The sequence below is a fragment of the Pontibacter chinhatensis genome, assembly GCF_900113285.1.
GTDB classification, from domain to species: Bacteria; Bacteroidota; Bacteroidia; order Cytophagales; family Hymenobacteraceae; genus Pontibacter; species Pontibacter chinhatensis.
Genome location: NZ_FOOT01000004.1, coordinates 18,761 through 34,056, shown reverse-complemented (window position 1 = coordinate 34,056; position 15,296 = coordinate 18,761). Strand labels below are relative to the sequence as shown.

The following is a 15,296-nucleotide window of genomic DNA, read 5'->3' as shown; positions in this document are numbered from 1 at the left end:
AATACCCCGCTTAAAGGCAGACAAATCAGCAGGGCGGCACCCTTGGCACAAGACTTGAACAATATCAGCAACGCAGGGAAACGGGGGGACTGATGCGTTTTCCTGCCAAATTGGCACTGATCTACATATGAACCAAACACTAAAGCATTTTCTTCAAAACTTACTTCTCAGTAGCGCTTCAGATGACGACGGCATGGAGCTAATACCTGTGATAACCGCTGAAATAGAGGACGATATCAAATCCGTAAACCTGCCCGACGAGCTGCCGATTCTGGCGGTGCGCAACACGGTGCTGTTTCCGGGGGTGGTGCTGCCGATTACGGTAAGCCGCAAAAAATCTGTCAAGCTGGTGCGCAAGGCACACAGCAGCGGCAGCGTGATAGGGGTGGTGGCGCAGAAAAATACGAACTCTGACGATCCAACGGCCGAAGACCTGTACGGCGTAGGCACTGTGGCCAAGATACTCAAGATGCTGGTGCTGCCCGACGGCAACACGACCATCATCATACAGGGCCAGAGCCGCTTCAAAATAGACGAAGTTACCCAGGAGGATCCTTTCTTAACCGCTAAGGTTAGCCTTTGCGAGGAGACCCCGATGGACAAGCAGAGCCGCGAGGTGAAGGCGCTGGTACACTCGCTCAAGGATGCGGCGGCCAAGATGCTGAAGCTGAACCCGGAAATACCGCAGGAGGCGCAGGTGGCGCTCGACAACATCGATAGCCCAAGCTTCCTGACACACTTCCTGTCGAGCAACCTGAACGTGGAGGTGGCCCAGAAACAGGAGCTGCTGGAAGTAAACGACAGCAAGGAGCGTGGCACCCAGCTGCTGGAGCTCATGCTGCGCGAAATACAGCTGCTCGAACTAAAGCAGGAGATCCACTCCAAAGTACACACCGACCTGGATCAGCAGCAGCGTGATTACTTCCTGCGCCAGCAGATAAAGGTATTGCAGGACGAGCTGGGGCAGGAGGGGCCCGACCAGGAGATTGAGCGCTTCCGTGAGCGTGCCGCCAAGAAAAAGTGGCCGGAGCCGGTGGCGCAGCATTTCAAGAAAGAAATAGACAAACTTGCCCGCCTCAACCCGCAGGCCGCGGAGTACCCGGTGGCGGTAAACTACCTGGAGTTCCTGCTGGATCTGCCCTGGAACGAGTACACCAAAGATAATTTCAACCTGAAGCGCACCAAAAAGATCCTCGACGCCGACCATTACGGGCTGGAGAAGGTGAAGGAGCGCATTCTGGAGTACCTGGCCGTGCTCAAGCTCAAAAACGACATGAAGGCGCCTATTCTGTGCCTGTACGGACCTCCGGGCGTGGGTAAAACCTCGCTGGGCCGTTCCATTGCCAAAGCCTTGGGCCGCAACTACGTGCGCATGTCGCTGGGCGGGGTGCGCGATGAGGCCGAGATTCGCGGGCACCGCCGCACCTACGTGGGTGCCATGCCGGGCAAGATTATCAGCCAAATCAAGAAAACGGGCTCCTCTAACCCGGTGATTATACTTGACGAGATCGATAAACTGGCCTCTGATTTTCGTGGCGACCCTTCTTCGGCCTTGCTGGAGGTGCTGGACCCGGAGCAGAACCATACCTTTATGGACAACTACCTGGACGTGGAGTACGACCTGTCGAAGGTGCTGTTCATTGCCACCGCCAACTCCCTGGAAACCATACAGCCCGCCCTGCGCGACCGCATGGAGATCATTGAGCTGACCGGCTATACTTTGGAGGAGAAGACCGAGATTGCCAGGCGCCACCTGGTACCCAAGCAGGTTGCTGAGCACGGGCTGGAGCCAGAAGATGTGAAGGTGTCGAAAACTACCCTCCATAAGGTAATCGAGGATTATACCCGCGAGTCTGGGGTGCGGAACCTGGAGCGGAAGATTGGACAGCTGGTGCGCAACACCGCCAAACAAAAGGCGATGGAGGAGAAGTTTACCCCTGCCATCAAGCCGGAGGATGTGACCAAGATTCTGGGCTCGGAGATTTTCGACAAGGAGATTTACCAGGACATCGACACCGCTGGCGTAGTGACAGGCTTGGCCTGGACCTCGGTGGGCGGGGATATCCTCTTCATCGAAAGTATACTTAGCCGCGGCAAGGGCAAGCTAACGCTTTCCGGTCAGCTGGGCGATGTGATGAAGGAATCGGCAATGACGGCGATTTCCTACTTAAAAGCGCACGCCGAACTGCTGGACATCGACTACCGCCTCTTCGACCAGTATGATCTGCACATTCACTTCCCGGAGGGCGCTGTGCCAAAAGACGGCCCGTCGGCAGGTATTGCAATATTTACGTCCATTGCCTCGGTGTTTACCCAGCGCAAGGTAAAATCCAGATTGGCGATGACTGGCGAGATAACGCTGCGCGGCAAAGTGCTGCCGGTTGGCGGTATCAAAGAGAAAATTCTGGCAGCCAAGCGCGCCGGCATCAGCGATATTATCCTTAGCCAGAAGAACCGCAAGGACATCAACGAGATTCCGGAGCAGTACATCAAGGGGCTGCACATTCACTATGTAGACCGTGTGGATGAAGTCGTGAAAATCGCCCTACTGAAAGAAAAAGTGAAGCACCCACTGAAGCTGGTGGTGCGGGAGGAGAAAAATGCTGAATGAGTGACTGAGCGAATGAGCGAATGATAACAGACACTCTACATATTATTCACTCAATCACTCATTCGCTCACTCAAAACTAAGTATGAAAAAAGCCGCCTTTATACTTTGCTCTCTGGTGAGCCTGTCGCTCACGGCGCAGGCGCAGGTGGGCGGCCAGCGGGGTTTCCCGTTTCTGGAGCTTCCGGCCAGTGCCAAGCAGGCAGCTTTGGGCGGGGTGAACGTAACGGCAGGCGCCCACGACGTGAACATGGTAACGGCTAACCCGGCACTGCTGAACCAGGAGATGGACGGGCAGGTGAGCCTGAGTTATGTGGGCTATCTGGCTGATATCAAGCAGAGCCATGCGGTGTATGCTTTTAACTCCGAGAAGCTGGGGCGCTGGGCGGCAAGTATAAATTACCTCCACTACGGGGACTTTGTGCAGCGCGACCCTACGGGACTGGAGCTGGGCACCTTTAACGTGAACGACTATGCGCTGGCGCTGACGCACTCCCGCGAAATGGAGGCCTTTACGATAGGTGCCACGGCGAAAGTGGCCGTGTCCAGTATAGCCGGCGACCAGGCAGTGGGCATTTTGGCTGATGCGGGGGCGGTGTTTCGGCACCCGGAGCAGGACTTTACGGTGGGGCTGGCGTTTAAGAACGTGGGCTACCAGATTAAGCCCTTCGACAGCGGCGAGCGGCAGCAGATGCCCTGGGACGCACAACTGGGGGTGAGCTATAAGCCCGAGCACATGCCCGTGCGACTCTCGCTCACGGCGCACCGGCTCTACCAGTTCGACATCGTGTACCTGGACCCGAATGCACCCGGAAAGCTGGATGCCAACGGCAACGAAATAGAGGAGGAAAAGAAGCTGGGCGACAAGATTGCACGGCACTTTGTGGTGGGTGCGGAGTTTGTGTTGAGCAAAAATTTTCAGCTGCGGGCCGGCTACAATCACCTCCGACGCAAAGAACTACGTTTAGATACTAAAGCAGGGGGAGCAGGTTTCTCCGTGGGGGCCATGGTGCGGGTGCGTAACTTCGAACTGAACTACGGCAGCGCCTTTTTTCACCCCTCGGGGGCCACGCACTACATCACCCTGGCAACGAACACCGGCGCCTTTTTGAGAAAGAAGAATAGTTGAAAAACCCATGGCGTAGCGGCTTGTTATAAGCCGGAGCCGGTTTTTAAAGTATAAACACAAGAAGAAGACATGTTAGATAATATTGCATCCTTAACACCAGCCCAGATTGTGGCGGAGCTGGATAAATACATCATCGGACAGAAAGACGCCAAGCGCAACGTAGCTATCGCGCTGCGCAACCGCTGGCGCCGCATGAACGCCGACAAAAGTATACAGGCTGACATCGTACCAAACAATATCCTGATGATAGGAGCCACTGGTGTAGGTAAAACCGAGATTGCCCGCCGCCTGGCCAAAATTGCCGATGCGCCTTTCACCAAGGTAGAGGCCTCTAAGTTTACCGAAGTGGGCTACGTGGGCCGCGACGTGGAAAGTATGGTGCGCGACCTGGTAGAGCAGTCGGTGAACATGGTGAAGACCAGGAAGAAGGAGGAGGTGAAGCAGAAAGCCGCTGAGGTTGTAGAGGATATCATACTTGACGCGCTGATTCCGCCAATCCAAGGCCGCGCCACCCCGTCCTACACCACCACGGCTGACCCGAACGCCATGCCAGACAACGACTACGAGCTCAACGAACGCACCCGCGACAAATTCCGTGAGAAGATCCGCAACGGGGAGCTGGAAGACCGCAAGATTGAGATTCGGGTGCAGCAAAGCGCCATGCCAGGCGTAGGCGTAATGGGACCAGGTATGGACGAGGCCTCCATGATGAACATCCAGGAGATGATCAGCGGCATGATGCCTAAGAAAACCAAGAAGCGCAAAGTTACCATCGCCGAAGCACGCAAGATCCTGCTGGAGGAAGAAGCCTCTAAGCTGATTGACATGGACGAGGTGAAGGAAGAGGCCATTTTTAAGGCAGAGAACTCGGGCGTGATCTTTATCGATGAGATTGACAAAGTAGCCAGCGCCAGCAACAAAGGCGGTGGAGGCCCTGATGTGAGCCGCGAGGGCGTGCAGCGTGACCTCTTGCCGATTGTAGAGGGTTCCACGGTGAACACCAAGTATGGCGTCATCAATACCGACCATATTCTGTTTATTGCGGCCGGTGCTTTCCACGTAGCCAAGCCGTCCGACCTGATTCCGGAGTTGCAGGGCCGCTTCCCGATTCGTGTGGAGCTGAGCAGCCTGACCAAAGACGATTTCTACCAGATCCTCAAGTTCCCGAAAAACGCGCTAACCAAACAGTACGAGGCCCTGATGTCGGCTGAAAACGTGGAGCTGACCTTTAACGACGAGGCCTTGGATGAAATCGCCTCTATTGCCTATGAGGTGAACACGGAGGTGGAGAACATCGGTGCCCGCCGTCTGCACACCGTGATGAGCCGCCTGCTTAACGACATCCTCTTCGACGTGCCAGACAAAATTGGTGCAAACGCCCGCATCGTGGTTACCCGTGAAATGGTGCAGGAAAAGCTGGCCGACATGGTGAAAAATCGCGACCTGAGTCAGTATATACTTTAAGTTAGAGATTTTGGGAGTTGAGGAGTTAGAGAGTTGTGGAGACGTCATACTTTGCGTCTCTGGAGTTAGAAAGTTAAAAAGTTAGAAGGTTAGAAAGTATAAACTATAGTTGGGGCGGATTTACTTTCGTGCCCAAGTATAAAAGGTGCCACTGGCGCCGGTATCCAACCGGTGCCGCCCGGTGTGCCGCGAGTCTCCAGACTCGCTTTTGAACAAGTTTATACTTTGGGTATACTTTCAGAGCCAGCGTTTCTGCAAAGGCAGAGGCGCTGGCTTTTTGTTTTGGCGGCAATTTTATACTTTAAGAAAGTATAAAGTTTAACGGATGACCCAGAAAAGTATAGATGAAAGGCTGCCTGTGGTAGTAGCATTGGTGATACTGCTGCTGTTTGCAACAATACTGACTTACTGGATAGTAGATGAAAGATCTCACCCTGCTGATTGGAAGGAGGCGAGAAACTTCAATCTTTCTGTTAAAACCTGTGGTGAAGCTGAGAGGAAGGCTAAAGTAGACTTCGAAAGAGGAGTAATTAGGATGTACTTTAGTAATGATGCTGTAGAGGAGCATCCCAACGGTTTCCCGTATAACTTCTACAGGCAGCTTGAGGAGGACTTCGGTATAGATGTTATTTACACTGGAGATGTTTACTCACCATTTCATAAATGCTACAATCTTGAGATGGATGATTTGCTTGACGAAAAACTTGGAGAACGAACTATAGAGAACTTATTCAATGAACTTCGGGATAGAGAGCCCATACAACATTAGGGCAACCTTAAACCAAACCACCTCCGTACCTCTAACTCCAACTTTCTAACTTTTTAACCTTCTAACTTTCTAATTTTGAACATCTACATCATCACCGGGGCCAGCAAGGGCATAGGCAAGGCGCTGGCCGAAGAGCTGCTGAAAGACGAGAATAACCGCGTGGTGGGCGTATCGCGCAGCTGCAGCATCAAGCACCCGAACTACCGCCACCAGCCCCTCGATTTCTCCGATATCCCTGCCGTGGAACACAACCTGCAGAAGATATTCCTGCCTTACCCGGACGCCGAGAAGCTTGTGCTAATTAACAACGCTGGCGTGCTGGGCGATATAGGGTATGTAGGGGAGGGCATGCCCAACGAGCGCTTTCAGTTTGTGTTCGACGTTAACGTGATTGTGCCTGCCATGCTGATGAACACCTTTCTGGAAGTATACCAGGAGCAGCAGGCGCAGAAAGTCGTTGTCAACATCAGCTCGGGCGCTGGCAAGTATCCTGTGGACGGTTGGGCGAGCTACTGCGCCTCCAAGGCCGCTATTGACATGCTCTCCCACACCGTGCAACTGGAGCAGGACAAGCGCGGCACCGGCGTGAAAGTATACGCTCTCTCGCCGGGCGTGGTGGATACGCAGATGCAGGGCCAGATACGCTCCAGCGACGCCGGCCGCTTCAGCACGGTAGAGAAGTTCCGGCAGTACAAAGCCAATAACGAGCTGGCCTCTCCGGAAGAAGTTGCTTTAAAGATCAAAGACTTCCTCCACAACACGGGCAAGTATAACGACGTGGTGGTATCAGTGCGGGACATGTAATCCGGTTTCAGACATACTCCTTATTCAGGCTCTGCTACATGGCAGAGCCTTTTTTATTCTAATACCTGCGATCGTTAAAGTGCAGAGGTTGAAGTATAAAAGCTTTTTCTTATATTTCAAATTCACTAATTTCTTAATGCTATACTTAAACCTAAGTCCACCTTATACAGGATACAGGTTTGCAGAGGCATGGAGAAGGTGACCTGCCAAAGTATAGGCAGGAGCATCAACCCGAACACACAAAACACTGCCTACACACTTCTAACCGCTAAAAGATGAATAATAAAAGACAAAAGCTGCAGGCCTACTGGAAACGAAATCTCCGCATCTTACTCTTCCTGCTTGGGATATGGTTTGCCGTATCCTACCTGTTCGGGATACTGTTGGTCGAGGAGCTGAACCAGTTTACGCTGGGCAGCTTTAAGCTGGGTTTCTGGTTTGCACAGCAAGGGTCTATTTACTTTTTCATGCTGATTATCTTCGCTTATGTGTGGCTGATGAACAGGCTCGACCGCGAGTTTGACGTGCACGAAGACTAATCCCATCTCACCTTAAACATAATTCCCATGAGTATTTTAGCCTGGACCTACCTGATTGTAGGCCTCACGTTTGCCTTGTACATTGGCATTGCCATCTGGTCGCGTGCCGGATCTACGAAAGAATTTTACGTGGCCGGGGGCGGGGTGAGCCCGCTGGCAAACGGTATGGCCACCGCCGCCGACTGGATGAGCGCGGCCTCCTTTATCTCCATGGCCGGCCTGATTTCGTTTATGGGCTACGACGGTTCGGTGTACCTGATGGGCTGGACGGGCGGCTACGTACTGCTGGCCTTGCTGCTGGCTCCGTACCTACGCAAGTTCGGCAAATTTACCGTGCCCGATTTTGTGGGCGAGCGTTATTACTCCAAAACAGCCCGCCTGGTGGCGGTGGTTTGTGCCATCTTTGTTTCGTTTACCTACGTGGCAGGGCAGATGCGCGGCGTGGGCATCGTGTTCTCCCGCTTTTTGGAGGTGCAGATAGAGACGGGGGTGATTATCGGGATGGTGATTGTGCTGTTTTATGCCGTACTGGGCGGCATGAAAGGCATTACCTATACTCAGGTGGCACAGTACTGTGTGCTGATTTTTGCCTACATGGTGCCAGCTATCTTTATCTCCGTCATGCTCACCGGTCACCCGATTCCGCAGCTCGGCTTAGGGGGCACGCTGGAAGACGGAACACCCTTGCTGCAGAAGCTGGATGGCATGCTCGGTGAATTGGGCTTTGCCCCCTACACGAGCGGTACCAAGTCAACCATCGATGTATTTTTTATCACCGCAGCGCTGATGGTGGGCACTGCCGGGTTGCCCCACGTGATTGTGCGCTTCTTTACCGTACCTAAGGTAAGGGATGCCCGGAAATCTGCCGGGTATGCGCTGGCGTTTATTGCCATACTTTACACCACAGCTCCGGCAATCGGCGCTTTCGGCCTCTACAACATGCTCAACAACATCAGCAACCGCCCTGTAGCTGAAATGCCGCAGTGGGTGCAGAACTGGCAAAAAACCGGACTCATCAGCATCGATGATAAAAACGGCGACGGCCATGTGCAGTATGTCAACCACCCGGAGGCCAACGAACTGACCATTGACAAAGACATCATGGTGCTGGCTAACCCGGAAATTGCCAACCTGCCCAATTGGGTGATTGCCCTGGTGGCAGCCGGAGGCCTGGCAGCCGCCCTTTCCACGGCGGCCGGTCTGTTGCTGGTTATCTCCACCTCCATCTCCCACGACTTGCTCAAAAAGTCGTTTATGCCCGGAATTTCGGAGAAGCGCGAACTGGTGGCGGCACGTCTGGCCGCGATGCTGGCGGTGGTGGTGGCCGGCTACTTCGGGGTTTATCCACCCGGTTTTGTGGCCGAGGTGGTGGCCTTTGCCTTTGGTCTGGCGGCGGCCTCTTTTTTTCCGGTCATCATCATGGGCATCTTCTCTACGCGTATGAATAAGCAGGGAGCTATCTGGGGCATGGTGGTAGGGCTTGCCTTCACCATTTCCTACATCTCCTACTTTAAGTTCATCAACCCGGAGGCGAACCTGCCGGAAAACTGGTGGATGGGCATCTCTCCCGAAGGCATCGGCACGCTGGGGATGCTGTTTAACTTCATCGTCTCCTTTTTGGTATCGCGCATGACGCCGCCACCGCCGATGCATATTCAGGAATTGATAGAAGACATCCGCGTTCCGAGAGGGTCAGGTGCTGCGGTGGCGCACCACTGATAATTTTTGATGCGGCAGGCAGGTTGGCATATCCCAAAGGCTCCTTTTATGCGTTTTGATGAATGGGATGAACCTTGATGCTTAAACAGAAATTGAGATGGCTGGAACTATGAAAACCTCACAACGAAAACCAAAAAGCTATGCCCGGGAGTATGCCCGAAGTATAGCCGACCCGGAAAGCTTCTGGGGCGAGCAGGCCGAGCAGATTGCCTGGTACGAGAAACCTGAGCAAGTCCTGAGTACCGATGAAAAGGGCTTCTACCGCTGGTTCAAGGGCGGCAAGCTTAACACCGCCTACCTGGCCTTGGACTACCATGTCGAGAACGGCCGTGCGGGGCAGCACGCCCTCATCTACGACTCGCCGGTAACGGGGGTGCTCCGCAAGTATACGTATGCCGAGCTGCGCGATTTGGTAGCCCGCTTTGCCGGGGCGCTGCAAAACCTGGGCATTGGCAAAGGCGATACCGTGGTAATTTATATGCCGGTGATACCTGAGGCGGTAGTGGCGATGCTGGCCTGCGCACGGCTGGGAGCTATCCATTCAGTGGTGTTCGGGGGCTTTGCGCCGCATGAGTTAAGCGTCCGCATTGACGATGCCAAGCCCAAGGTTGTTATCTCCGCCTCCTGCGGCATCGAGTTTTCCAACGTGATTCCCTACAAGCCTTTGCTGGACAAGGCACTGGCCAGCAGCACGCACCAGCCGGACCATACCATCATCCTGCAGCGCCCGCAGGTGCAGGCCGCGCTGCAGCCGGGCCGCGACCTGGACTACATGGAGCTTCTGGAGCAGGCCGAGCCAGCCGCATGCGTACCCGTGGATGCCACCGACCCGCTGTACATGCTTTATACTTCGGGCACTACCGGCAAACCCAAGGGCATCGTGCGCGACAACGGAGGCCATGCCGTGGCGCTAAAGTATAGCATGAAGGCAGTGTACGACGTGGACCCGGGCGATGTGTTCTGGGCAGCGTCGGATGTGGGCTGGGCTGTGGGGCATTCTTACCTGGTATACGCGCCGCTTATCCACGGCTGCACCTCCATCCTTTTCGAGGGCAAGCCCGTGCGCACGCCCGACGCCGGTACTTTCTGGCGTATTATCCAGGAGCATGAGGTAAAAGTACTGTTCACGGCGCCAACCGCTTTCCGGGCTATCAAAAAAGAAGACCCGGACGGACATTTTAAGAAAAAATACGGCACTCCTTCATTAAAATACCTATTTTTAGCTGGTGAGCGTTGTGATCCGGCCACCTACTACTGGGCCAAGGACCTACTGCAAGTGCCAGTTATTGACCACTGGTGGCAAACCGAATCGGGCTGGCCGATGGTGGCGACCATGATGGGCATAGAGCCTTTCCCGGCTAAACCGGGGTCGGCAGGAAAACCCGTGAGCGGCTACAAGGTGCACATCCTCAACGAGGAGGGGCAACAACTCATCCCGGGCCAGGAGGGCATTGTGGCCGTGAAGCTGCCTTTGCCGCCGGGCTGCCTCCCCACGCTGTGGGAGGACGACGAGCGGTTCCGCAAGTCCTACCTGGAGCGCTTCCCCGGCTACTACATGACCGGCGACGGCGGCTACATCGACGAGGACGGCTACGTATACATTATGGGCCGCATCGACGATGTGATTAATGTGTCGGGCCATAGGCTTTCGACCGGCGAAATGGAGGAGATGGTCTCCTCGCACCCTGCCGTGGCCGAATGTGCCGTGATTGGAATAGGGGACGAACTGCGAGGGCAGCGGCCTGTGGGGCTGGTGGTACTCAAAGACGGACAGACTATTCCGGAGCAGGAGCTGGAGAAAGAGCTGGTGGCGCTGGTGCGGGAGAAGATTGGGGCGGTGGCCTACTTCAGGACGGTGCTGCAAGTGCAGCGCCTGCCCAAGACGCGCTCCGGCAAAATACTCAGGCGCATCCTGCGCCACATCGCCGATGGCACCCCGTACGCTGTGCCGTCTACGATTGACGACCCGGCCATACTGACCGAGATACGCGACCGCCTGAAGAGCAGGCGAGTTGGGAATGCTTTTATAAACCTTAAAACACTATCTAACCAAGAATTAAATCTTGCCATGACGAATTATCAACTTAAGTCCTACGAGGAGTACCAGGAGGCCTACAAACGCAGCACAGAGGACCCCGAGGGGTTTTGGGCTGACATAGCCGACACCTTTACCTGGCGCAAGAAGTGGGACAAGGTGCTGGATTGGAACTTTGACGAGCCAAACGTGAAGTGGTTCCAGGGCGGTAAAATGAACATCACAGAGAACTGCCTCGACCGCCACCTGAAAACACGCGGCAACAAGCTGGCCCTGATTTGGGAGCCCAACGACCCGAAAGAACGCTTTATCCGCTATACATACCGCGAGCTGCACGAGAAAGTATGCCAGTTTGCCAACGTGCTGAAGAAAAACGGCGCCAAGAAAGGCGACCGCATCTGTATCTACATGCCGATGATTCCGGAGCTGGCGATCGCGGTGCTGGCCTGCGCCCGCATTGGCGCGACCCATTCGGTGATCTTTGCCGGTTTCTCGGCAGTAAGTATGGCCGACCGCATTAACGATGCGCAGGCTACCATGGTACTGACCTCTGATGGTTTGAACCGCGGCGCCAAGCAGATTCCTGTGAAGCGCGTGGTGGACGAGGCCTTGGAGAACTGCCCATCGGTGCAGCGCGTGATTGTGGTGGAGCGTTTGGGTTGGGCCGTGAACATGGTGGAGGGCCGCGACGTGTGGTTCCATGATGAGGTGAAGACGGTAAGCAAAGACTGCCCTGCCGAAGAAATGGATGCCGAGGACATGCTCTTTATACTTTATACTTCTGGCTCTACGGGTAAACCGAAGGGCGTGGTGCATACCTGCGGCGGTTATATGGTCTATGCGCAGTATAGCTTCATGAACGTGTTCCAGTACCAGGAAAGCGACATCTACTGGTGTACGGCCGACATTGGCTGGGTGACGGGCCATACCTACCTGCTCTACGGTCCGCTGCTGAGCGGCGCCACCACGCTGATGTTTGAGGGCGTGCCAACCTATCCGGACAACGGTCGTTTCTGGCAGGTGTGCGACAAGTATGGCGTGACGATTTTCTACACGGCCCCAACAGCTATCCGTTCGCTGATGGCCGGTGATATTGACGATGTGCTTTCCTATAGCCTCGACTCCCTGAAGGTGCTGGGCTCGGTGGGTGAGCCGATAAACGAGGAGGCCTGGCACTGGTACCATACCCACGTAGGTAAGGAGCGCTGCCCGGTGGTGGATACCTGGTGGCAGACCGAAACCGGTGGCATCATGATCTCGACCCTTGCCGGCGTAACGCCTATGAAGCCGAGCCATGCCGCGCTGCCTTTGCCTGGTATTCAGCCGATACTGGTAGACAGCGAAGGCAACGAAATCGCCGAGAATGGGGTAGAGGGTTACCTGTGCATGAAGTTCCCATGGCCGGGTATGATTCGCACCACCTACGGCGACCACGAGCGCTGCCGTTTGAGCTACTTCTCTACCTACAAAGGTTTATACTTTACCGGTGACGGTGCCAAGCGCGATGAGAACGGGCTGTACCGCATCATCGGCCGTGTGGACGACGTGATCAACGTGTCCGGCCACCGCTTCGGAACTGCTGAGATCGAAGAGGCTATCAACCACAACGAGCACGTGGTAGAGTCGGCTGTGGTGGGCTACCCACACGATGTGAAAGGGCAGGGCATCTACGCGTTTGTGATCTGCAAGGAAATTCCGGAGAAAGAGGAGTACCTGCGTGCTGAGATCATCGAGACGGTGGTGGAGAAGATCGGTAAGATCGCCAAGCCGGACAAGATTCAGATCGTCAGCGGTTTGCCTAAGACGCGTTCTGGCAAGATCATGCGCCGCATCCTGCGCAAAATAGCCGAAGGCGAAACGTCCAACCTGGGCGACACGTCCACGCTGCTCGACCCGGATGTGGTGGATGAAATCAAGGCTGGGGCGTTGTAGAAGAGTAACCTCCGGAAAGTATGATGGAAGGCATGCAGTTCTGCGGCTCCGGCTGTAGGACTGCATGCTTTTTATATGTGCCTGGAAGTATAGCAATACAATAGCTTGGGGTTATATTTGCCGGTACAGTGCGGTTAGTGCGAAAGTATATGTGGACGCCGGTAAGCAAAAACGCGCTGAATTGGCAATTGTTCCTTCCCCTTTAGCATGAGTAAAAAAGCATTAATTAAGCGGCTAAGCTGGTATTACCCTCTCGAGAAGTTCCACGCTTTGGTTACGTTTCCCCTGCTGGTGGTTTACTTGCTGTATCATTACGCCCTGGCAGATATCCTTTTGCTGATCTACGGGCTTCTGGTGTGCATCGTCATCCTGCTGCAGGGCCAGCACTATTGGAAACTCAAGCTGCACCGGTTAAGCGGCAAAACATTCAGCCAGGTAAAAAGCCTTCAGTTTTTCAGGAAATCCAAGCGCGTGAACATCGTTTTAATCGGGCTGATGCCTTTGGTGCTCCTCCTGCAGCTATCCATCACAGACTGGAGAACCATACCTGATAATCTGATGATCTGGGCGGTTTGCGCCAATGCTTTTGCGGTGCTGGAGCATATCAACTACTACCACAGGCAGCTGATGATTGATAATGAAGCCGACCTGCGGTACCTGTTGACAAATAAAAGGCTGAAGATCGCGAGCCTGAAAAAAGACCTGGAGGAAAGCAAATTGTAACTTACTTCTCACCGCTTAACCCGGAAATAATGCTATCTTAAGACTCACGTTTATTTAACCTCAAAGTTCTACCATGCCCAGAAAAGCATTTACCGCCGAAGGCGCCGTAGCTGTAGGCCCATATTCCCATGCCGTGGAGGCCGGCGAGTTGGTTTTCCTGTCCGGGCAAACGCCGATAGATGCCACAACCGGTAAACTGGTGGAGGGAAACATCAGCGTCCAGACGGAGCAGTGCTTTAAAAACCTCTTCCAGGTGCTGGCCGCGGCCGGGCTTACGCCGGAGCATGTGGTGAAAGTAAATGTGTTTTTGACCGATATGGGCAATTTCAGCGCCATGAACGAAGTATACAAGACCCAGTTTTCTGAGCCATACCCTGCCCGCACCACCATCGGCGTGGCCTCGCTGCCGCTGGGCGCGCAGGTAGAGATGGAGATGATAGCCCGTAAGGGCTAATTTTATACTTTATACTTACTTGTATGTAGCTACGAGTAAGTATAAAGTATAATTTCTGTAGTTTTAAAGCTATACGTCTTGTTACTTCACCAAACCAAAGTATAAACTATACTTCATGAACCCACAGGTAACAGAATACATCACCAATGCCGGAAAGCACCAGGAGATCATGGAGGCGGTACGCCAACTCATCCACGAAAGTGTGCCAAATGTGGTAGAGGAATTTAAGTGGAGCCGGCCTGTTTTCAAAGCAGCGAAAGACTTTGCCTACCTCAAAACAGCCAAAGCCTACGTGACGCTGGGCTTCTTCCAGTTAGATAAACTAACCGACAAGCACAACCTGCTGGAAGGCACAGGCAAGGATATGCGCCACATTAAGCTCAAATCTGCAGCAGCTATCGATAAGGATCTGCTGCGGGAGTGGTTTAAAGCGGCTTCGGCTTAGTGCAGCTGGAGTTCTAAAAGCTACAGGAACAATTATACAGCCAGGCCAAGGTAGCCTGAAGACCCGCATCTTTCCTATCTTTGCACTGGCAACATATTAAGCTATGATCGACGAAACACATAACCCCTGGACCACCCTATCCAGCCGGGAAGTATACCAGAATCCCTGGATTAAACTACGCGAAGACAAAGTACTTACCCCCGGCGGCAGCGAAGGCATCTACGGCGTGGTAAGCATGAAAAACAAAGCCATCGGTATTATACCCATCGATAACGAAGGCTATACTTATCTGATCGGCCAGTACCGCTACCCCCTGCACGAGTATAGCTGGGAGATACCCATGGGCGGCGGACTGGTGGAGAACGACATCCTGGAGTCGGCCAAACGCGAGCTGAAGGAGGAAACCGGTTTCACGGCCGCCAAGTGGACGAATATCTGCCGGCTACATACTTCCAACTCTGTAACCGATGAAGAAGGCTTTGTTTTTCTGGCCGAGGAACTAACCGCCGGCGAAACTGCTTTTGAAGAAACTGAGGTGCTGCACATCAAAAAGGTGCCCTTTCAGGAGGCGGTGCGCATGGCCACCAATAACGAAATAACGGATGCCATTAGCGTGGCCGGAATCCTGAAAGCAGCGTTTCTGCTGCAGCAGCAGGGCCGGCTGTAGCCCTTTAT

Annotated in this window: 12 protein-coding genes and 1 pseudogene; all 13 read left to right on the top strand. The window is 54.0% G+C overall.

What is annotated here, in order from left to right; all coding sequences use genetic code 11:
- The first annotated feature begins 127 nt into the window (after positions 1–127).
- On the top strand, positions 128–2,611 hold the full coding sequence (gene lon / locus BM040_RS12130) for an endopeptidase La (RefSeq protein WP_092101572.1): 2,484 nt from the start codon (positions 128–130) through the stop codon (positions 2,609–2,611).
- A gap of 82 nt (positions 2,612–2,693) precedes the next feature.
- The gene (gene porQ / locus BM040_RS12125) at positions 2,694–3,737 is read left to right on the top strand and encodes a type IX secretion system protein PorQ (protein WP_092101570.1); all 1,044 of its coding nucleotides are present in this window, start codon (positions 2,694–2,696) and stop codon (positions 3,735–3,737) included.
- A gap of 69 nt (positions 3,738–3,806) precedes the next feature.
- The gene (gene hslU, locus BM040_RS12120) at positions 3,807–5,201 is read left to right on the top strand and encodes an ATP-dependent protease ATPase subunit HslU (RefSeq protein WP_092101569.1); all 1,395 of its coding nucleotides are present in this window, start codon (positions 3,807–3,809) and stop codon (positions 5,199–5,201) included.
- A 325-nt stretch (positions 5,202–5,526) separates the two neighbouring features.
- The gene (locus BM040_RS12115) at positions 5,527–5,970 is read left to right on the top strand and encodes a hypothetical protein (RefSeq protein ID WP_092101567.1); all 444 of its coding nucleotides are present in this window, start codon (positions 5,527–5,529) and stop codon (positions 5,968–5,970) included.
- A gap of 75 nt (positions 5,971–6,045) precedes the next feature.
- On the top strand, positions 6,046–6,774 hold the full coding sequence (locus BM040_RS12110; RefSeq protein ID WP_092101565.1) for an SDR family NAD(P)-dependent oxidoreductase: 729 nt from the start codon (positions 6,046–6,048) through the stop codon (positions 6,772–6,774).
- A gap of 275 nt (positions 6,775–7,049) precedes the next feature.
- Complete coding sequence (locus tag BM040_RS12105; protein WP_092101563.1) at positions 7,050–7,313, top strand: DUF4212 domain-containing protein; 264 nt, start codon at positions 7,050–7,052, stop codon at positions 7,311–7,313.
- 27 nt (positions 7,314–7,340) lie between these two features.
- Positions 7,341–9,032: a sodium:solute symporter family protein gene (locus BM040_RS12100; protein ID WP_092101561.1), complete on the top strand. Its 1,692-nt coding sequence runs from the start codon at positions 7,341–7,343 to the stop codon at positions 9,030–9,032.
- A 97-nt stretch (positions 9,033–9,129) separates the two neighbouring features.
- A pseudogene (locus BM040_RS21925) lies at positions 9,130–11,022 on the top strand (propionyl-CoA synthetase); the annotation flags it as partial.
- A gap of 78 nt (positions 11,023–11,100) precedes the next feature.
- Entirely contained in the window at positions 11,101–12,999 is a 1,899-nt protein-coding gene (acs, locus tag BM040_RS21920; RefSeq protein ID WP_217646783.1) for an acetate--CoA ligase, read from the top strand.
- Positions 13,000–13,206: 207 nt separating this feature from the next.
- Complete coding sequence (locus tag BM040_RS12090) at positions 13,207–13,722, top strand: hypothetical protein (protein ID WP_092101556.1); 516 nt, start codon at positions 13,207–13,209, stop codon at positions 13,720–13,722.
- Between the two features lie 73 nt (positions 13,723–13,795).
- Positions 13,796–14,176 carry a RidA family protein gene (locus BM040_RS12085; protein WP_092101554.1) on the top strand — a complete coding sequence of 127 codons (381 nt, stop codon included), beginning with the start codon at positions 13,796–13,798 and terminating at the stop codon, positions 14,174–14,176.
- Positions 14,177–14,291: 115 nt separating this feature from the next.
- Positions 14,292–14,621 carry a DUF1801 domain-containing protein gene (locus BM040_RS12080; protein WP_092101552.1) on the top strand — a complete coding sequence of 110 codons (330 nt, stop codon included), beginning with the start codon at positions 14,292–14,294 and terminating at the stop codon, positions 14,619–14,621.
- A gap of 103 nt (positions 14,622–14,724) precedes the next feature.
- Complete coding sequence (locus BM040_RS12075; RefSeq protein WP_092101550.1) at positions 14,725–15,288, top strand: NUDIX domain-containing protein; 564 nt, start codon at positions 14,725–14,727, stop codon at positions 15,286–15,288.
- Positions 15,289–15,296 lie beyond the last annotated feature (8 nt).

Excerpts from the sequence above, each read along its gene's own strand:
- lon (WP_092101572.1), top strand. The coding sequence starts at position 128 with ATGAACCAAACACTAAAGCATTTTCTTCAAAACTTACTTCTCAGTAGC.
- porQ (WP_092101570.1), top strand. The coding sequence starts at position 2,694 with ATGAAAAAAGCCGCCTTTATACTTTGCTCTCTGGTGAGCCTGTCGCTC.
- hslU (WP_092101569.1), top strand. The coding sequence starts at position 3,807 with ATGTTAGATAATATTGCATCCTTAACACCAGCCCAGATTGTGGCGGAG.
- BM040_RS12115 (WP_092101567.1), top strand. The coding sequence starts at position 5,527 with ATGACCCAGAAAAGTATAGATGAAAGGCTGCCTGTGGTAGTAGCATTG.
- BM040_RS12105 (WP_092101563.1), top strand. The coding sequence starts at position 7,050 with ATGAATAATAAAAGACAAAAGCTGCAGGCCTACTGGAAACGAAATCTC.
- BM040_RS12100 (WP_092101561.1), top strand. The coding sequence starts at position 7,341 with ATGAGTATTTTAGCCTGGACCTACCTGATTGTAGGCCTCACGTTTGCC.
- acs (WP_217646783.1), top strand. The coding sequence starts at position 11,101 with ATGACGAATTATCAACTTAAGTCCTACGAGGAGTACCAGGAGGCCTAC.
- BM040_RS12090 (WP_092101556.1), top strand. The coding sequence starts at position 13,207 with ATGAGTAAAAAAGCATTAATTAAGCGGCTAAGCTGGTATTACCCTCTC.
- BM040_RS12085 (WP_092101554.1), top strand. The coding sequence starts at position 13,796 with ATGCCCAGAAAAGCATTTACCGCCGAAGGCGCCGTAGCTGTAGGCCCA.
- BM040_RS12080 (WP_092101552.1), top strand. The coding sequence starts at position 14,292 with ATGAACCCACAGGTAACAGAATACATCACCAATGCCGGAAAGCACCAG.
- BM040_RS12075 (WP_092101550.1), top strand. The coding sequence starts at position 14,725 with ATGATCGACGAAACACATAACCCCTGGACCACCCTATCCAGCCGGGAA.